The following is a 19,371-nucleotide window of genomic DNA, read 5'->3' on the forward strand; positions in this document are numbered from 1 at the left end:
GTTAGGAGGGCTCACAGCATTCGTCCAATGCATGAGACGGTGCAAATCAATGCCTCAGCGGTATGATTCGGGGATGCGTGAGGAGACCACTGATCTGCTTCCTCTGCTGCCGACTCTCGTGGCGGTGGCCGACACCGAACACATCACCGACGCCGCCCACGTACTGGGCATGCCGCAGCCCACCGTCAGTCGTCAGATGGCGCGTGCATCGGCGATCCTCGGCGTCGAACTGATGGAACGACGCGGCCGCGGCATCGTCCTCACCAGCACCGGTCGAGTACTCATCCCGTACCTGCAGCGAGCGCTGAGCGATATAGATGCCGGTATCGACGCCATCACCGAGCACGACGCCCGTGCCAGGGGTCGCATCGCCGTGGCGTTTCAGAACACCTTGGGCGAGGACGTCGTTCCCACGCTGATTCGCCAGTTCCGCGTCGACCATCCGGCCGTGACATTCGATCTGGACCAGGGCGCACGCGCCCGCTGTCTGAACCGCCTCGCGGACGGAACGTCGGACTTGGCGTTCGTCTCGCTCAGCGCCGAACACACCGACGACAACTCGTTCCAGCTCTACGACGAGAGGCTGATGTTGGTCGTCCCGGCCGACCATCGCCTGGCCTCGCGTAGATCGGTCGATCTCGCCGACACCGTCGACGAGAACTACATCGCGATGGGCCACGGCTTCGGGATGCGGTCGATCTGCGACGAGCTGTGGGCCGCCGCCGGCTTCACCCCGCGCATCGCGTTCGAGGGCCAGGACACCCACACCGTGCGCGGGCTCGTCGGTGCCGGCCTCGGGATCTCCATCCTGCCGCGGATCCGCGCGCACGGCGGCGACGGCGGAACCGTCGACATCGGGCTCACCCAGCCCGCTGCCCGGCGACGCATCGGAATGGTGTGGAACCCGCGAGCCGATTCGCCGCGTCAGGTTGCGGCGTTCCGGTCGATGGTTCAGCGCAGCGGTCGAACACTCGTGATTAGGTGAGTCGATGCAACTGGTTCTGGTGCGGCACGCGCTGCCGCAACGATCGGAGACCTCCGCCAACCCCGCTCTCTCCGAACTCGGCGTCGAGCAATCGTTGCGGGTACCCGCCGCGATGGCCCGGTTCCCGATCTCCCGGGTCGTTGCGAGTTCGCAGTTGCGCGCCCTCGAGACCGCGCAACCACTGGCCGAGCGGCTCGGCGTGCAGATCGAGCCGGACGACCGCTTGACCGAATACGATCGCGATTTCGGTGGCTACGTGCCCATCGAGGCGGCCAAGACCGAATTCCGTGCAGCCTTCGATCGCATCAAGGCCGGGCATCTTCCCGACCAGGTCGACGAGCAGGCCTTTCGCCGACGCGTCCTGGCGGGTGTCAGCGATATCGTGTCGTCGAGCGCGCACTCCGACTCCGTCGCACTCTTCGCCCACGGCGGCGTCATCAACATCGTGCTGCAGGATATTTTGCAGACTCCGAAGGTGCTGGGGTTTCCGATCGACTACTGCTCGGTGACGCGCGTCCTGTTCTCCCGAAGCGGCGCGAGATCGGTCTCCTCGGTGAACGAGACCGAGCATGTATGGGACCTGCTTCCCCGCAACCGACAATCCACAGAGACCTCTTAAATTCCCAGCTCAGCGCGGTCGAACACGGCGTTCACGGTCGTCCGTCGGTCGGCCGAGGGTCCCGGGCCAGATAGCCTCGAACTCATCATGGGTGAATTGCGTATCTTCCGACGTCCTGCCGTTGCTCTCACCGCATTGGCGTTTCCTCTGGTAGCGGTGGGTGCATTCGCGCTCGGCACCGGCTACGACCTCGGCGCAGAGCCCGCCACGGAGACCACAACCGTGGTAGCGGACACCGACCAGGCACCGGCCTCCGACCAGCCGACGGCAGATCCGCTCGCGAAGGCCCGCAGCAGCCTCAACAGCGCATCGCTTCCCATCACGTTCCTCTCCAGTGGCATCGGCCAGCTGACCGACGGCGGAACGCAGCTCAACGACGGCGTCGGGCAGCTCGCCGACGGCATCAGCCAGGCTCACGACGGCACGATCCAACTCGCCGACGGCTTCGGGCAGTACCGGGACGGGATCGGTGAGCTCGGCGACGGTGCATCACAGATCAGTGGTGGTGTCGACCAGGTGGTCGACCAGCTCGCCGGATTCGGTGCCCTGCAGGCCGACTTCACCGCGAAACTGGCCGCAACCGCTGATCAGGTCGACCGCTTCCCGCACCCGGGTTCCGACGCGATCTCCGGTGAAATCCGCGGGGTGATCGACACCCTGAACACGCAGGCCTTCGGACCCGACACGCTCGCGCAGCTGCAGACCCTCAAGGACGGTGCTCGGCAGCTCTCCGGAGAGCTCAACGACCCGAACAGTCAATTCCTCGGTGCCACCTCCCAGCTCGGCGACGCCACGGTGCAGTTGCGCGACGGACTCGGTCAACTCGACGACGGCGGACAGCAGCTCAAGGCGGGTACCGATCAGCTCGTGACGGCGGTCGGGCCGGTCGAGGGGATCGTCAGCGGGATCGCCACCAACGTGCGCGACGCCTCCGCAGCCCTCCCGCCGGGCACCGCCGCCGCAGCTACGGACGGGACGACGTCCGCTCAGAGCACCGCGACCACCTCGACGTCCACCGGTACCGGGGCCACCCCGTACCTGATCGCGGCCCTGGTGGCACTCGGTGCCCTCGGCTGCGTCAGCCTGGTGCGGGTGCTCGGCCGGGACAGCACGCCGCGATGGCTCGCCATCGGAGCAGCCGTGGCCGCAGTGGGCATCAGCGCCGCCCTCGCGTTCGCGTTCGCCACCGAAGCCGCCATCGGGCCGGTGCTCGGAGCAGGTGCGTTCTTGGTCGTCTCCGCCGCTGCGTATCTCGCCGCTGCAGGGGCGATTCAACGTGTTCTCGGTGCCGTCGTCGGCCAGATCGTCAATATCGTTGCTCTGGCGGTGCAGGTCGTCGTCTGCGGCTTCGCGTACGCCTCGACCGCGTCGATCTGGGGCGATCTCGCCGCATTCATGCCGATGAGCTACACCGCGGCCGGTGCCCGCATCATCGCGTCGGGCGAGATGAGCGGGACCGGCTGGCTCGCGATCGGTGCCACTGTCGCCTTGTTGGCCGTCTCGGCACTGGTGTACGCGAGTGCGCGGGGCGACTCAGCCGACGGGCCGGAGCGGGTGGATAGCGGGCGCGGCCGCGAGATGGGCACCGAACTCGCTTAGCGCCTTCTGCAGATGCGGAGTCTGCATGTGTGCATCGAGGTCCTCCTGCGACTTCCAGACCTCGATGGTGATGAAGGTGCCCGGTTCGACTGCGGATTCGAACAGCTTGTAGGAGACGTTTCCGTCTTCCTTCCGTGATTCGGCGACCAAGGCGGACAATCCGTCCCGCACGGCGTCCACGGCGTCGGGCTTGGCGGTGATCGTCGCGACTACCTCGAGATCGTTGCTCATGATGAGTTGGTTCCTTCGTTCGGCGAGACACACTGTCCTCACCGAACGTACTCCCGCGCCACCTAAGCTGAGGTGACTACGCGGAAGGGAAGCAACAGTGACCCATAGGGCGGCCGAGCAACTGGCCACGAAGAAGGACTGGCTCGGTCTCGCCGTACTGGTCGTGCCCATTCTCGTCGTCTCGATGGACATGTCGGTGCTGTATCTCGCGTTGCCGTTCATGACGGCCGACCTCGAGCCCAGCAGCAATCAGACCCTGTGGATCCTCGACATCTACGGCTTTCTGCTGGCCGGGCTGCTCATCACCATGGGCTCCCTCGGCGATCGGATCGGCCGACGCACTCTGCTGATGATCGGCGCGGTCGTGTTCGGTGTCGCGTCTCTGCTTGCAACGTTCTCCACTTCTCCCGAGATGCTGCTGGTGGCGCGTGCATTGCTGGGAGTCGGCGGAGCCACCATCGCGCCGAGCACACTGTCGTTGATCCGCAACATGTTTCACGATCCGGCTCAGCGCAAGGAAGCGATCGGTCTGTGGACGGCCGGATTCGCGGGTGGAGCGGCCGTCGGACCCGTCATCGGAGGCGTGCTGCTCGAGCACTTCTGGTGGGGCTCGGTGTTTCTGATCAACATCCCGATCATGGTGCTGCTGTTCGTCGCGGCCCCTCTGCTCGTGCCGGAGTTCAAGGACGCCGACCCCGGCAAGTTCGACCCGATCAGCGTGGTCCTCGCGATCTCCTCGATGCTCTCGATCGTCTACGCCATCAAACACGGTGCGCAGGAAGGCATCGACGCAGCCACCATCACCACCGCGGTCGTCGGGTTCGCTCTCGGTACGGTGTTCGTCATCCGACAACGCAGGGCTGCGAACCCCCTCATCGACGTGACCCTGTTCGCCGAACGTGCCTTCAGCGCCGCCGTCGTCGTGCAGTTCCTCGTCATCTTCGCGATGACAGGATTCAGCCTGTTCGCCTCGCAGTACCTGCAACTCGTCGTCGGCCTCGGGCCTCTCCAGGCCGGGCTGTGGTTGCTGATTCCCGCCGTCGCCGCGGCCGCCGGTGCCGTCCTGGCACCGACGCTGAGCAAGGTGATCAGCACCGGCACCATCATTGCGGGCGGCCTGCTGTTCATCGCGTTCGGTTGCGTAGCAATGTTCTTCGTCGCCGTCGACTCCGGGCTACCCCTGCTCCTGACCGGAATGGCCCTGCTGACGTTCGGCATCGGTGCAGCGTCGACCCTCAACTCCGACATCGTGCTCACGGCAGCCGCTCCGGAGAAGGCAGGCGCTGCGTCGGCCCTGTCCGAGACCGGTGCCGAACTGGGCGGTGCCGTGGGCATCGCCATCCTCGGAACCATCGGCAGCACCGTCTACCGCAACCGCATGTCCGACGCCATCCCCGCCGGGACACCGGCCGATATCGCCGACCCAGCGCGCGAAACCATCGGAGGTGCCATTGCCGTCGCCGATTACCTGCCCGAGCCGTTTGCCTCGCAGTTGACCGAAGTCGCCGACTCGTCGTTCATCGACGGCTTCGAACTCGCTGCCGGTACCAGCGCTGTCCTGATGGCCGTCAGTGCGCTGGCTGTCTTCCTGTTGCTACGACGTCAGACCGCGGCAGTGAGGTAACCCGCCAGCCAACTGGTTGCAGATCGACCGTCCTGGACCTCGTAGCTCTGGTATTCCTGGTGAATTCCCGACCGGTAGAACGCTTCGATCTCTCGCCGACGCTGGTCGTTTGCCTGATCGGTGAGCTGCCCCTGCAGTACGGGGAGGCCACCGGCTGCCGTGAGGTCGGCGAGCAACGACTGTGCTTCCTGCGAGTACTGATCCGCGACATCGGGCTCGGGGCTGGAGGACACAGCGAGGAATCCGGCCAGCCGGGCCACGTAATCGTCTTTCGGCGTCGAGCAGTACAGATCGCCGACGGCACAGAAGGTCCGCACCACCGGACTGACGTGACCGAATCCGCCGACACGGGGGCCACCGACTCCGGTACCCACCACGGCGGGGCCCACCAGAGCGTCGGTGTCGGAGCGCTTCGGATCGGAGATCAGACCCACTGCGGCGATTCTGTCCGCAGGCACGATGCCAGCTCCGGTCCCGATCGCCGCGGCGAGATCGCCGGCCGCATCGGCGCCCTGGCTGTATCCGATGATCGCGAGTTTCGTTGCGCCGCAGCGGTCTGCCATGGCCTTGAGCATGCTGCCCGCGTTGGTGACGGCGACCGCCCGAGACTGTCCGTACACCTCGCCCTCCCACGGGAACGCGGTGGCGGGGTAGGAGACGTAGTCGGTGCGTATATCGCCGCCGAGACGATCGGTGACATCGGTGAGCATTCCCGGCTTCGGGGCCGCACCCGAGCTGGTCTCCCACGTTCCCGGAATGGCCACCACGTACATCGAGGGGCAGTCGCCGGGATCGGCGATCGCGGGTGATGCCGCGCCGAGGACGACACCGGACGCGAGAGCTGCGATGACGCCGATACCGGCGCAGAACTTCTTGACACTCATGGGGAGGGGGCCTCACTGGTGAAAGTCGAACGAGCGCTGTTCGAGATTCACAGTGCCAGGGGCCTGTGACCATCAGATGCCTACATGGTTAACGGACGTAACAGCGTCCGCGAGGTCGTGAAACGCAGCCGAGCTCGAAGTTATGGACGGGATCGGACCGTAATCCATCCATAACTTCGAGCTCGGCGAAAAAGTGACTTACCGCTGCGGCGCCTGGGTGGGCACGATCGGTGCGGGCAGCGCCGTCTTTCCCTGCAGGAAGGTGTCGACAGCGGCCGCACACGAGCGACCCTCGGCGATCGCCCATACGATCAGCGACTGGCCACGACCCATATCGCCTGCGACGAAGACGCCGGGAACGTTGGTGACCCACTCGCTGGTGCGCTCGACGTTGCCTCGCTGGTTGAAGTCGACACCCAGATCGGTCAGCAGACCGCCCTTCGCAGGTCCGACGAATCCCATCGCCAGCAGCACGAGATCGGCTTCGAGGGTGAACTCGCTACCCTCGATCTTCTCGAACTTGCCTGCCTTGAATTCGACCTCGCAGGCTTCGAGTGCGGTGACCTTGCCGTCTTCGCCGACGAAACGCTCGGTGTTGACGGAGAAGACGCGCTCGCCGCCCTCTTCGTGGGCCGAGGCGACCCGGTACATCAGCGGGTACGTCGGCCACGGGGTGGACGTCGCACGCTCCTCGGGAGGCCGGGCCATGATCTCGAACTGGTGGACGCTTTCCGCACCCTGACGGTGCGAGGTGCCCAGGCAGTCGGCACCGGTGTCGCCGCCGCCGATGATGACGACCTTCTTGCCGTGTGCACTGACCGGTGGCTCGTCCATGTCGCCCTGCTGGACGCGATTGGCGTGCGGCAGGAATTCCATCGCCTGGTAGATGCCATCGAGTTCTCGGCCCTCGATGGGCAGGTCGCGCCACGCGGTGGCACCGCCGGAGAGGACGACGGCGTCGAACTGCTCGCGCAGTTCGTCTGCCGAGATGTCCACGCCCACATCGACATTGGTGCGGAAGACGGTACCTTCGGCTTCCATCTGCGCGAGCCGTCGATCGATGTGGCGCTTCTCCATCTTGAATTCGGGGATGCCGTAGCGCAGCAGTCCGCCGACGCGATCGGCACGCTCGAAGACCGTCACGGTGTGGCCGGCGCGGGTGAGCTGCTGTGCCGCTGCAAGTCCGGCGGGTCCCGAACCGACGACGGCAACGGTCTTACCGGTCAGATGCGTCGGATACACCGGGGTGACCCAGCCCTCTTCGAAAGCCTTGTCGATGATCTCGACCTCGACCTGCTTGATGGTGACCGGGTCCTGGTTGATGCCCAGCACACACGACGCCTCGCACGGAGCGGGGCACAACCGTCCGGTGAACTCCGGGAAGTTGTTGGTGGCGTGCAACCGATCGATGCTGTCACGCCAGCGATCCTTGAACACCAGGTCGTTCCACTCGGGGATCAGGTTTCCCAGTGGGCAACCGTTGTGGCAGAACGGAATACCGCAGTCCATGCATCGGCTCGCCTGAGTGCGCAGCGTGTCTTTCGAGAAGTCCTCGTAGACCTCTTTCCAGTCCATCAGACGCAGGTCGACGGGCCGCCGCTTGGGTACTTCGCGAACGGTGTTCTTCAGAAATCCTTGTGGGTCACCCACGAGCTGCCTCCATGATCGCTTCGTCCACGTCCGCGCCGTTCTTCTCGGCCTCGGAAATGGCCAGCAGTACCTTCTTGTAGTCGCGAGGCATGACCTTCACGAAATGGTTCACCTGCTGTGACCAGTCCGCGAGGATCCGCTCGGCCACCTCGGAGCCGGTCTGCTCCTGGTGACGGGTGACAATGCCGCGGAGCCAGGTGAACTCGTCACCCTCGAGCTCCTCGATGTCGACCAGCTCGGTGTTGAGGTTGGCCTCGAACGTCTTGTCCGGATCGAAGATGAACGCGACGCCCCCGGACATGCCGGCACCGAAGTTGCGGCCCGTCGCGCCGAGGATGACGACCTTGCCGCCCGTCATGTATTCGCATCCGTGATCACCGACGCCCTCGACGACGGCCTCGGCACCGGAGTTGCGTACGGCGAATCGCTCACCGACGACACCACGGATCAAGGCCTCGCCGCTGGTGGCGCCGAAGAGGAAGACGTTGCCGCCGATGATGTTGTCCTCGGCGACGAATCCCTTGGGTGCCTCCAACGACGGACGCAGCACGAGATGTCCACCGGACAGTCCCTTGCCGACGAAGTCGTTGGCATCGCCGTGCAGACGCAATGTCATGCCGGATGGAACGAAAGCACCGAAGCTGTTACCGGCCGAACCGGTGAACGTGATGTCGATGGTGTCGTCCGGGAGCCCGACACCGCCGTATGCCTTGGTGACCTCGTGTCCGAGCATCGTGCCGACGGTCCTGTTGACGTTGGTGATCTTGGACTCGAAGACGACCTTCTCGCCCTTGTCCAACGCATTGCGGCTGGCCACGATGAGCTGCTGATCGAGGGCCTTGTCCAGGCCGTGATCCTGAACCCCGGTGTTGTAGAGGTTCTGATTCATGAAGGCCGATTCGACCTCTTCGAGGATGGGTGCCAGGTCCAGCTTGGACGCCTTCCAGTGCTCCTTGGCTGCAGTGGTGTCCAACAGACCCACCTGGCCGACGGCCTCGTCGAGGGTGCGGAACCCGAGCTCGGCCATGAGCTCGCGAACCTCTTCGGCGATGAACATGAAGAAGTTCTCGACGAATTCCGGCTTACCTGCGAAACGCTTGCGCAGCAATGGGTTCTGCGTGGCAACTCCGACGGGGCAGGTATCGAGGTGGCAGACGCGCATCATGATGCAGCCCGAGACCACGAGCGGAGCGGTGGCGAAACCGAACTCCTCACCGCCGAGCAGGGCAGCAACCATCACGTCACGGCCGGTCTTGAGCTGGCCGTCGACCTGAACGACGATGCGATCGCGAAGACCGTTGAGCAGCAACGTCTGTTGCGTCTCGGCCAGGCCGAGCTCCCACGGTCCACCTGCGTGCTTGACCGAGGTCAACGGCGTGGCACCGGTGCCGCCGTCGTGGCCCGAGATGAGCACCACATCGGCGTGGGCCTTCGATACACCGGCCGCGACGGTTCCGACACCGACCTCGGAGACCAGCTTCACGTGGATGCGGGCCTGCGGGTTGGCATTCTTCAGGTCGTGGATCAGCTGCGCGAGATCCTCGATCGAGTAGATGTCGTGGTGCGGCGGCGGCGAGATCAGTCCGACGCCAGGCGTCGAATGCCGCACCTCGGCGACCCACGGGTAGACCTTGTGGGCCGGAAGCTGGCCGCCCTCACCGGGCTTGGCTCCCTGCGCCATCTTGATCTGGATGTCGGTGCAGTTGGTCAGGTAGTGCGAGGTGACGCCGAAACGTCCCGACGCGACCTGCTTGATGGCACTGCGTCGCCAGTCGCCGTTCTCGTCCGGCTCGAACCGCGAGACGTCCTCGCCGCCCTCACCCGAGTTCGAGCGTCCGCCGAGACGATTCATGGCGATGGCCAAGGTCTCGTGCGCCTCGGCCGAGATGGAGCCGTAGCTCATCGCACCGGTGGAGAAGCGCTTGACGATCTCGCTGGCCGGCTCGACCTCGTCGATCGAGATCGCTTGCCGCTCTTCGGTCTTGAATCGGAACAGTCCACGCAGGGACGCAAGCCGCTCGGACTGGTCGTCGACCATCTTCGTGTATTCCTTGAAGATGTCGTACTGACCGGTGCGGGTGGAGTGCTGCAGTTTGAACACCGTGTCGGGGTTGAACAGGTGGTACTCCCCCTCACGACGCCACTGGTACTCGCCGCCGGTCTCGAGCTCGCGATGTGCTCGTTCCTGACGGTTCTCGAGGTAGGCCACCGCGTGCCGCGCTGCGACATCGTCGGCGATCTGGTCGAGGTCGATACCGCCGAGATGACTGTTGTGCCCGGTGAAGTATTCGTCGACCAGTTCCTGCGAGAGGCCGATCACCTGGAACAGCTGAGCACCGGTGTACGACGCCAGTGTCGATATGCCCATCTTGGACATCACCTTCAGCACGCCCTTGCCGGCGGCCTTGATGTAGTTCGCGACGGCCTTGTCGAAATCGATGTCGGTGAGGGCTCCGCGCTCGATCATGTCCTCGATCGATTCGAAGGCCATGTACGGATTGACCGCTGCGGCACCGAAACCGATCAGCAACGCCATGTGGTGCACCTCGCGGGCGTCACCGGCCTCGATGATCAGACCGACCTTGGTGCGGGTCTTCTCCCGAACCAGGTGATGGTGCACTGCGGAGGTGAGCAGCAGAGACGGAATCGGAGCGAGCTTCTCACTCGACTCGCGGTCCGAGAGCACGATGATCCGCGCACCGCCGGAGATGGCAGCAGAGACCTGAGCGCGGATGGCTTCCAACGACTTTCGGAGACCTTCGCCGCCCTCTGCGACCGGGTAGAGGCCGCGCACGACCACCGACCGAAGACCCTCCTGGGTACCTTCGTCGTTGATGTGTACGAGCTTGGCGAGATCGTCGTTGTGCAGGATCGGCTGCGGCAGCACGATCTGCTTGCAGCCGTCGGCACCCGGGTTCAGCAGATCGCCCTCAGGGCCGATGGTGCCGCCGAGGCTGGTGACGATCTCTTCGCGGATCGCGTCCAGCGGGGGGTTGGTGACCTGAGCGAACAGCTGCGAGAAGTAGTCGAACAGCATCCGCGGCCGAGCCGACAGGACGGCGATCGGAGTATCGGTGCCCATCGACCCGATGGCCTCGGCCCCGGACTTCGCCATGGGCGAGATCAACACGTTCAGTTCCTCGGTGGTGTACCCGAAGATCTGCTGCCGGATGAGAACCCGATCGTGCGGCATGTGCACGTGTGGACGCTCGGGCAGATCGTCGATCGAGGTCAGGCCTTCGTCGAGCCACTGCTGGTACGGATGTTCGGCGGCGAGTTCGTCCTTGATCTCGTCGTCGGAGACGATCCGGCCCTGTGCGGTGTCCACGAGGAACATCCGGCCCGGCTGCAGGCGCACCTTCCGGACGACCTTCGACGGGTCGATGTCGAGAACGCCGACCTCGGAGGCCATGACGACCAGGCCGTCGTCGGTGACCCACAGCCGGCTCGGGCGCAGGCCGTTGCGGTCCAACACGGCTCCGATGACGGTGCCGTCGGTGAAGCACACCGAGGCCGGCCCGTCCCAGGGCTCCATCAACGAGGAGTGGTACTTGTAGAACGCCCGACGAGCGGGGTCCATCGACTCGTGCCGTTCCCAGGCCTCGGGGATCATCATCAGCACGGCGTGCGGCAGGCTGCGTCCGCCGAGATGCAGCAACTCGAGCACCTCGTCGAAGCGTGCCGTGTCGCTCGCTCCGTGGGTGACGACGGGGAAGATCTTCTCGAGCGCATCGGGGCCACCGAAGACGTCCGAGGTGATGAGTGCCTCACGGGCCCGCATCCAGTTCTCGTTGCCGGTGGCGGTGTTGATCTCGCCGTTGTGAGCGACGCGTCGGAACGGATGCGCCAGCGGCCACGACGGGAAGGTGTTGGTCGAGAAGCGCGAATGCACGAGTCCGAGTGCACTGTCGACTCGCTCGTCCTGCAGGTCGAGGTAGAAACCCTTGAGCTGCGGGGTGGTCAGCATGCCCTTGTAGACGAAGGTCTGCGAGGACAACGACGGGAAGTACACGGTTTCGCGACCGGGGCCGTCCTTGCCTGCGCCTTCCTCACCGAGTTCGTGCTCGACGCGCTTGCGGATGACGAAAGCGACGCGCTCGAGATCGAGATCGGTAACGGAGCTGTCGGGTGCGGCGAAGAACAGCTGACGGAAGGTCGGCATCGCATCGCGCGCGAGCGCCCCGAGAGAGGAGTCGTCGGTGGGAACATCACGCCATCCGAGGACGGTCATGCCCTCGTCGACGACGATCTTCTCGACACCCTCGCAGGCGCGTGCGGCGTCGTTGCGGCCTTGCGGGAGAAATGCAACTCCGGTGGCATACGCGCCCGCAGCGGGAAGCTCGAAGTCCACGACCGCGCGGAAGAATGCGTCCGGTACCTGGATCAGAATTCCGGCACCGTCACCGGTGTTCGGTTCGGAGCCGGCGGCTCCGCGGTGCTCGAGGTTGACCAGTGCGGTGATCGCCTTCTCGACGATGTCGCGACTGCGACGACCGTGCATGTCCACCACGAACGCGACACCACAGGAGTCGTGCTCGTTGACGGGATCGTAGAGGCCTTGCGGGCCCGGAGTGTGCTTCATACCTAGCCTTCGGATAAGTCCAGCCTTGAAACTCGTCGGTGCCGGTCTTGTTGTAACCGCGTGCACGAACGGCATTCGGTGCGTCCTCGCCGTTGAAGCAGCACCTGTCGATGGTCGACGCTTTCCTCTGCACGGGCAGGTGAGCGCGTGGTAGAAAAGTGAGGTCTCGACGGATTCGGCCGTGGTGAGGCCGATCCAACTACGAACGATAAGTCAGCACCTGGGTACCCCCGCAAATAAGGCATGCCTAATATTGCGTTTCACCTGGGAATTTCCCTATACAGGTCGACATTTCGGCCACGATGTGTGACGGACGGGCCACGTCACCCGAGAAGCACACGCGTGTAAGACATTCGGAAGTAAAAAAAACTGGCCGCAGCGATTCGAGTCAGCTGCGGCCAGCGTGGTGGGCGGAGGGGGACTTGAACCCCCACGTCCCGAAGGACACTGGCACCTGAAGCCAGCGCGTCTGCCATTCCGCCACCCGCCCGGGTGACGGCGAGAACACTAACACGCACCCTGCCGCGCTCGAAAATCGCGGCCTCGGGGTGCCCGGAGCGAGCGGCGGGACTCGGTCCACGTCGGCGGCAACGTATATCATGCTTGCAGCGCGACTTCGTGATGACACGCGGTCGTCGCTCCCTGTGTACCCGCAGGCACCGTACGGTGGCTCGAGACAGTGAGAGGAGGGGTCACGATGGGCATCGTTGCGCGGTTCGAACGCAAGCTCCAGGGTGCTGTCGGCGACGTCTTCGCCCGCGTGTTCGGCGGGGGCGTCGTACCGGCGGAGGTGGAAGCAGCGCTGCAACAGGAAGCCTCGGATCTGGTCCGTCCCCTCGACGGCGGCCACAATCTGGCTCCCAACAGCTTCGTGATCACCATCAACAGCTCCGACCACGAGGAACTGGCCTGCGATCGAGAACTCACCGTCAAGGCATTTTCTCGCCACCTCGATGACTACATCCGAGATCAAGGGTGGCAGACCTACGGTGACGTGGTGGTTCGCTTCGAGCCGTCCCCGACTCTTCACACCGGACAGTTCCGCGCCACTGGCTCGGTCGATCCCGATGTGGGACGATCGGCGACTGCTGCACGGAACACGTCCGCGCGGCAAGGCGCGTCGGCCCAGCAGAACGTATCGGCTCCGCCAGCACCCCGTCCCATCCCTTCAGCTACGCAGCGACCGTCTGCCCCACCGATGTCGATACCAGGAGCCGGCCACATGACGCAGAACCCAGGCTACGACCCGCAGCGCGATCCCGCGGACGGTCATCGTCCCGATCCGCGCGCTCGCAATGGTTATGCCGGTGGCCAGGATCCGCGCTACGCCGGACGTGAGCAGAACGGCTACGACGCGCAGGCCTACGCGCCCGGCGAGTACGACCAGCAGCCCTACAACGGTCAGGCCTACGATCAGCAGCCCTACAACGGTCAGGGCTACGACGAACAGCCGTACGCCGACCAGGGTCAGGCGTACAGCGCCGCAGGCGGCCGCGATCAGGGTTACGACCACCACCCCTACGGCCAGGATCAGGCGTACAACTCCCAGGGCTACGACGCTCAGGGGTACGACGCCCAGGGTTACAACGGCCAGGGCTACGACGCGCAGGGCTACAACGGTCAGGGCTACGACTACAACGGTGCCGAGCAAGGTGGTGCCTACTCCGAGGCCCCCTATCAGGAGCAGGCATACAGCGAGCCGGCCGGACAGTACGCCGATCCCCGCGCCGCCGGTTACCAGCAGCCCGGTTACGACTACCCGCCCGCACAGCCTGCCTACGGCCGCGGCTACCCGCAGGGCGGATCCCCTCGAGGAGACGGGTACGGCTACGAGCAGCCCGCCGCGTACTCCGGTCAGGGTCAGGCGCTCGCTGCCACGCTCCAGCTCGAAGACGGCAGTGGCCGCTACTTCCAGCTCCGAGACGGTCAGAACATCATCGGCCGTGGTCAGGACGCACAGTTCCGACTGCCCGATACCGGTGTCTCGCGGCGGCACATCGAGATTCGCTGGGACGGCCGCGTCGCCATGCTCTCGGACCTCGGTTCCACGAACGGCACCACCGTGAACGGAGCTCCGGTGCAGGATTGGCAATTGGCGGACGGTGACGTCATCAGAGCCGGTCACTCCGAAATTCTGGTCCGGATCGTCTGACGCTCGGCGTGGGCTGGGAGCGAGTAGAGCCTGCGGGGAGCCGCGGCGATGTTCGTTTCGTCGACTTTCGTACTCGTCCACCCGTATGTCGTCCACACGAGCGGCTTCACCCTATGATGCTGCGAGGCAGCCATGTCTGCCGCGCCGCAGTATTCGAGTGTGTGAGATGCCGGTCCGATCGCGAAGGAGGAGGTGAATCGTCGTGCAGGGATTGATTCTGCAGCTGACCAGGGCAGGTTTTCTGCTTCTGTTGTGGTTCTTCGTCTGGGCCGTCCTTCGCACCCTCCGCAGCGACATCTACGCCGCTGCAGGCATGCGCGTGCCCGCTCGCTACTCCGGTGGCTCGAAGGTTCTCCCGTCGTTCAACAAGCAGAAGGTGGCCAAGTACCTCGTGGTGACCCAGGGCGGTCTCGCCGGAACGCGCATATCGCTGGGCACCCAACCCGTCTTGATCGGGCGCGCAGACGACTCGACTCTCGTTCTGACAGATGACTATTCGTCGACACGACATGCTCGTCTGTCGCCGCGCGGCGGCGACTGGTACGTCGAGGACCTCGGTTCGACCAATGGCACCTACCTCGACCGAGCGAAGGTGACCACCGCTGTTCGCGTCCCGCTGGGAACCCCTGTCCGTGTCGGCAAGACCGTGATCGAGTTGCGCCCGTGACCCTCGTCCTACGCTATGCCGCCCGCAGTGACCGCGGTCTCGTTCGATCGAACAACGAGGACTCCGTGTATGCCGGGGCTCGGCTACTGGCCCTGGCCGACGGCATGGGCGGGCACGCTGCCGGTGAAGTGGCGTCGCAGTTGATGATCGCCGCCCTGGCTCACCTCGACGACGACGAACCCGGTGACGACTTGCTGGGCAAGCTCGAAGCAGCCACCCGTGAGGGCAACGCCTCCATCGCGGATCAGGTCGAGGACGAACCCGAGCTCGACGGTATGGGCACGACGCTCACCGCAATCTTGTTCGCGGGCAAACGAATCGGACTGGTCCACATCGGCGACTCACGCGCGTACATGCTGCGCGACGGATCGCTCACCCAGATCACCCGCGACGACACCTTCGTTCAGTCACTCGTCGACGAGGGCCGCATCACCGCCGAGCAGGCACACACCCATCCGCAGCGTTCGCTGATCATGCGGGCCCTCACCGGCAACGAGATCGAGCCGACGCTCACCGTTCGGGAAGTACGGGCAGGTGATCGTTACCTGCTGTGCTCCGACGGCCTCTCGGACGTCGTCAGCGACGAGACCATCGAGAACACCATGAACGAGGGCGAAACCGGTCCCTGCGCCGATCGACTCATCGAACTCGCCCTGCGTAGCGGCGGGCCGGACAACGTGACGGTCGTCGTCGCCGACGTCATCGACCTCGATTACGGACAGAGCCACCCGATCCTCGGCGGCGCTGCCAGCACCGAGGACGAGGAGGACGCACCTCCGCCCAACACCGCAGCAGGACGGGCCGCCGCGATGCGGCCACCACGGTCGACGCCCAAACGAGTCACCGCCCCGGTGGTCGCGCCCGAGAAGAAGTCACACAAACTGCGCTGGAGTTTGATCGCCCTGACCCTGGTTGTGTTGGCGGGAATCGGTGTGTTCGTGGCCAATTCGATCATCAAGGGCAACTACTACGTCGGCGCCGACAACGGTAAGGTCACCGTGCTGCGCGGTCTACCCGGCTCGGTCCTGGGATACTCGTTGCAGAGTGTGGAACTGACCGGCTGCCTCGCAGACGACGGCACCGTCACACTCAGCGGCCCCGATGCAGTTCCCGCAGACTGCAATCCGTTCGAGATCGACGACCTCCTGCCTGCGGCGCGCGAGCAGGTCACCACCGGACTGCCCTCGGGATCCCTCGAGGATGCGCGCGGACAGATCGAGCGCTTGGCGTCCGGAGATCTGCTGCAGGTCTGCGAGACCGAGCCGGTCGTCACCACCACCGTCGAACCGACCCCGACGACGATCATCCCGCCGCCCGGAGTGCCTCTGCCCCAGGCCGAACAGGAGCCGGTACCGGACCTCGCACCGACCACCACCGCGGTGCCGACCCCGACGGTTCCCCAGATTCCCGGCCAGAACTGCAGGACCGGTACTCAATGAGCTCCACTGCTTCTACGGGAGGGTCCTTTCCGAGTCCGCCCGGAGGATTCGCTCCCGCACCGGTCCAATCGAATCGGCGCGGCGTCGAACTACTTCTGCTCGGTGCCGCGGTCCTGATCACGACGATCTCGCTGGTGTTGGTCGAGGCGAGCCAGGAACAAACCATCACCTGGGACCTCGCCAAGTACGCCGTCGCGTATCTCGCGCTGATGACGGTGGCGCACCTGGCAGTACGACGCTTCGCGCCCTACGCCGATCCGCTGCTGCTGCCGATCGTCGCGCTGCTCAACGGACTGGGCCTGGTGCTCATTCACCGCCTCGATCTGGCCGACCAACAGCAGGCGCTGTATCTCGGCAACCCGATTCCGTCACCCGATGCCACCCAGCAGGTGCTCTGGACGACGCTCGCGATCGCCGGTTTCGTGGCACTGCTGGTGCTGCTGCGCGATTATCGGACGCTGGCACGTTACGGCTACACCCTCGGCCTCGCCGGCCTGGTGCTGCTGGCCATCCCGGCGATGCTGCCCTCGGCGTTCTCGGAGGTCAACGGCTCGAAGATCTGGATTCGGTTGCCCGGATTCAGTTTGCAGCCCGGTGAGTTCGCCAAGATTCTGCTGTTGATCTTCTTCGCGTCACTGCTGGTATCCAAGCGCGAACTGTTCACCACGGCGGGCAAGCACTGGCTCGGGATGGACTTCCCTCGTGCCCGCGATCTCGGACCCGTCATCGTCGTCTGGCTCGTCTCTGTTGCGGTGTTGGTGTTCGAGAAGGACCTCGGTACGTCGCTGCTGATCTTCAGCACCGTGCTGGTGATGATCTACATCGCCACCGAACGCGTGGGCTGGATCATCATCGGTAGCGGGATGTTGCTCGTGGGGTTCTTCTTCGCCTACCAGGCGTTCCGTCACGTTCGCGTGCGCACGTTGACCTGGCTGGATCCGTTCGCCGACTACAACAACACCGGATATCAGATTTCCCAATCGCTGTTCGGGCTCGCCACCGGCGGCCTCGCCGGCACCGGGCTCGGTAGCGGCCGACCGTCCCAGGTGCCGTTCCCCAAAACCGACTTCATCATCGCCACCGTCGGGGAAGAGCTCGGCCTCATCGGGCTGGCCGCAGTCCTGATCCTGTACCTGCTGTTCATCATTCGAGGCATGCGAACCGCTCTCGCCGTGCGAGACAGCTTCGGTAAGTTGCTGGCGGCCGGCCTGTCGTTCACGGTCGCCATCCAGCTGTTCGTCGTCGTCGGCGGTGTGACCAAGCTGATTCCACTGACCGGACTGACCACCCCGTACATGTCCTACGGCGGATCCTCGCTGCTGGCGAACTACCTGTTGGTGGCGTTGCTGATCAAGATCTCCGACGCCGCCCGTGAACCTGCGACACCCAAGAAGAAGCCCGCTGTCGCCACCCCGATCGCCGAGGCGCCGACCGAAATGGTGAAGCGCGCATGAACACTCCCCTACGCCGCGTCTCCATCGCCATCATGGTGATGGTGGTCGCCCTGCTCGCCAACGCCACCTACGTTCAGGTCATCAAGGCCGACAGTTTGCGTACCGACCCGAGAAACTCACGGGTCCTGCTCGACGAGTACTCCCGCCAACGCGGTCAGATCTCGGCGGGTGGGCAGGTACTCGCGTCCTCCGTCGCCACCGACGACCGATACAAGTACCTGCGCACCTACCCGCAGAATTCGATCTCGCCATCGAGCCCCGAGGCCAACGCGCCGGTCACCGGCTACTACTCGATGCTGTACTCGAGCAGCGGACTCGAACGCGCCGAGGACCCGGTCCTCAACGGTTCCGACGACCGTCTCTTCGGCGGACGCCTGTTCGACCTCATCTCCGGCCGGGATCCCCGCGGCGGCAACGTGGTCACCACCATCGACCCCGTCGTTCAGCAGGTCGCATACGACCAGCTCACAGCCAAGGGATACACCGGTTCGGTCGTGGCCCTCGACCCCGCCACCGGCAACATCCTCGCCATGGCCAGCACCCCGAGCTACGACCCCAACCTGCTCGCCAGCCATGACGGTGTCACCACGACGACAGCGTGGGAGGACCTCAGCAACGACCCCGACAAGCCGATGGTCAACCGCGCCATCTCGCAGACCTACCCGCCCGGATCCACCTTCAAGGTGATCACCACCGCGGCCGCTCTCGAGGCGGGCGCAACGCCGGACGATCAGCTGACGGCCGCGTCGAACATCACGCTGCCGGGCACCTCGACGACGCTCGAGAACTACAACGGTTCGACGTGTGGCAGCGGCCAGACCGCGTCGTTGCGTGAAGCGTTCGCGCGCTCGTGCAACACCGCGTTCGTCGAACTCGGCATCGACACCGGGGTGGACAAGATGCGCGACGCCGCCGCCGCGTTCGGTATCGGCGAGGACATCACGATTCCACTTCCGGTGGCCGACAGCACCATCGGGCCGATCGACGACGACGCGGCATTGGGCCAGTCCAGCATCGGCCAGCGCGACGTAGCACTGACCCCCCTGCAGGATGCCGTCATCGCCGCAACCGTCGCCAACGGCGGTGTGCGGATGGCTCCGAACCTGGTGCAGCAGTTGCAGTCTCCTGATCTGTCCGATCTGTCGAACTATCAGCCCAAAGCCATGGGAGCGGCCATCAGCCCGGAGACCGCTGCAACTCTGACCGATCTGATGATCGGTGCCGAGAACGACACCAGCGGCGAAGGCAAGATCCCCGGCGTGCAGATCGCCTCGAAAACCGGTACGGCAGAACACGGTTCCGATCCACGCAACACTCCTCCGCATGCCTGGTACATCGCATTCGCACCCGCGAAGGACCCCAAGGTCGCCATCGCGGTGATCGTCGAGAACGGTGGCGACCGGGCACTGGCAGCCACCGGTGGATCCGTGGCCGCACCCGTCGGACGCGCCGTCATCGCAGCGGCATTGCAGGGGAGGTGAGATA

At 65.0% G+C, this 19,371-nt stretch carries 13 protein-coding genes and 1 tRNA gene; 9 read left to right on the forward strand and 5 right to left on the reverse strand.

What is annotated here, in order from left to right:
* Positions 1–73 precede the first annotated feature (73 nt).
* From J1M87_RS20160 to J1M87_RS20170, 3 genes are all read left to right on the forward strand, one after another.
* A complete protein-coding gene (locus tag J1M87_RS20160) occupies positions 74–985 on the forward strand; it encodes a LysR family transcriptional regulator (protein ID WP_206491312.1) in 912 nt (303 codons plus the stop codon).
* Positions 986–989: 4 nt separating this feature from the next.
* Entirely contained in the window at positions 990–1,604 is a 615-nt protein-coding gene (locus J1M87_RS20165; protein WP_206491313.1) for a histidine phosphatase family protein, read from the forward strand.
* An 87-nt stretch (positions 1,605–1,691) separates the two neighbouring features.
* The gene (locus J1M87_RS20170; RefSeq protein ID WP_206491315.1) at positions 1,692–3,203 is read left to right on the forward strand and encodes a phage infection protein; all 1,512 of its coding nucleotides are present in this window, start codon (positions 1,692–1,694) and stop codon (positions 3,201–3,203) included.
* Here the strand turns inward: J1M87_RS20170 and J1M87_RS20175 are convergent.
* Positions 3,138–3,434 carry a putative quinol monooxygenase gene (locus tag J1M87_RS20175; protein WP_206491317.1) on the reverse strand — a complete coding sequence of 99 codons (297 nt, stop codon included), beginning with the start codon at positions 3,432–3,434 and terminating at the stop codon, positions 3,138–3,140. The two genes, J1M87_RS20170 and J1M87_RS20175, sit on opposite strands and share 66 nt — an antisense overlap.
* Before the next feature lie 97 nt (positions 3,435–3,531).
* On the opposite strand from J1M87_RS20175, the gene J1M87_RS20180 reads away from it, so the two are divergent.
* Positions 3,532–5,058 (forward strand): MFS transporter, encoded by a 1,527-nt coding sequence (locus J1M87_RS20180; RefSeq protein ID WP_206491319.1) that lies wholly within the window; start codon positions 3,532–3,534, stop codon positions 5,056–5,058.
* Here J1M87_RS20180 and J1M87_RS20185 read toward each other — a convergent pair.
* The 4 genes from J1M87_RS20185 to J1M87_RS20200 all read right to left on the reverse strand — a co-directional run bounded on the left by J1M87_RS20185 (position 5,037) and on the right by J1M87_RS20200 (position 12,664).
* Positions 5,037–5,942 carry a cutinase family protein gene (locus tag J1M87_RS20185; protein WP_206491321.1) on the reverse strand — a complete coding sequence of 302 codons (906 nt, stop codon included), beginning with the start codon at positions 5,940–5,942 and terminating at the stop codon, positions 5,037–5,039. The genes J1M87_RS20180 and J1M87_RS20185 overlap by 22 nt on opposite strands.
* Before the next feature lie 198 nt (positions 5,943–6,140).
* A complete protein-coding gene (locus J1M87_RS20190; protein ID WP_206491323.1) occupies positions 6,141–7,592 on the reverse strand; it encodes a glutamate synthase subunit beta in 1,452 nt (483 codons plus the stop codon).
* Positions 7,585–12,174: a glutamate synthase large subunit gene (gene gltB, locus J1M87_RS20195; protein ID WP_206491324.1), complete on the reverse strand. Its 4,590-nt coding sequence runs from the start codon at positions 12,172–12,174 to the stop codon at positions 7,585–7,587. Before gltB ends, J1M87_RS20190 begins: the two co-directional genes overlap by 8 nt.
* 404 nt (positions 12,175–12,578) lie before the next feature.
* Positions 12,579–12,664: transfer RNA gene (locus tag J1M87_RS20200), tRNA-Leu, on the reverse strand.
* Positions 12,665–12,871: 207 nt separating this feature from the next.
* On the opposite strand from J1M87_RS20200, the gene J1M87_RS20205 reads away from it, so the two are divergent.
* The 5 genes from J1M87_RS20205 (at position 12,872) to J1M87_RS20225 (ending at position 19,367) form a co-directional block, all read left to right on the forward strand.
* Entirely contained in the window at positions 12,872–14,326 is a 1,455-nt protein-coding gene (locus J1M87_RS20205) for a DUF3662 and FHA domain-containing protein (protein ID WP_206491325.1), read from the forward strand.
* Between the two features lie 202 nt (positions 14,327–14,528).
* Positions 14,529–14,993 (forward strand): FHA domain-containing protein, encoded by a 465-nt coding sequence (locus J1M87_RS20210; protein WP_027494977.1) that lies wholly within the window; start codon positions 14,529–14,531, stop codon positions 14,991–14,993.
* On the forward strand, positions 14,990–16,432 hold the full coding sequence (locus J1M87_RS20215) for a PP2C family serine/threonine-protein phosphatase (RefSeq protein ID WP_206491326.1): 1,443 nt from the start codon (positions 14,990–14,992) through the stop codon (positions 16,430–16,432). The genes J1M87_RS20210 and J1M87_RS20215 overlap by 4 nt, the downstream gene beginning before the upstream one ends.
* Positions 16,429–17,886 (forward strand): FtsW/RodA/SpoVE family cell cycle protein, encoded by a 1,458-nt coding sequence (locus tag J1M87_RS20220; RefSeq protein WP_206491327.1) that lies wholly within the window; start codon positions 16,429–16,431, stop codon positions 17,884–17,886. The genes J1M87_RS20215 and J1M87_RS20220 overlap by 4 nt, the downstream gene beginning before the upstream one ends.
* A complete protein-coding gene (locus J1M87_RS20225; RefSeq protein WP_206491329.1) occupies positions 17,883–19,367 on the forward strand; it encodes a penicillin-binding protein 2 in 1,485 nt (494 codons plus the stop codon). Before J1M87_RS20220 ends, J1M87_RS20225 begins: the two co-directional genes overlap by 4 nt.
* Positions 19,368–19,371: the final 4 nt, after the last annotated feature.

The organism is Rhodococcus sp. KRD162 (genome assembly GCF_017168335.1).
In the GTDB taxonomy this organism is placed as follows: Bacteria; Actinomycetota; Actinomycetes; order Mycobacteriales; family Mycobacteriaceae; genus Rhodococcoides.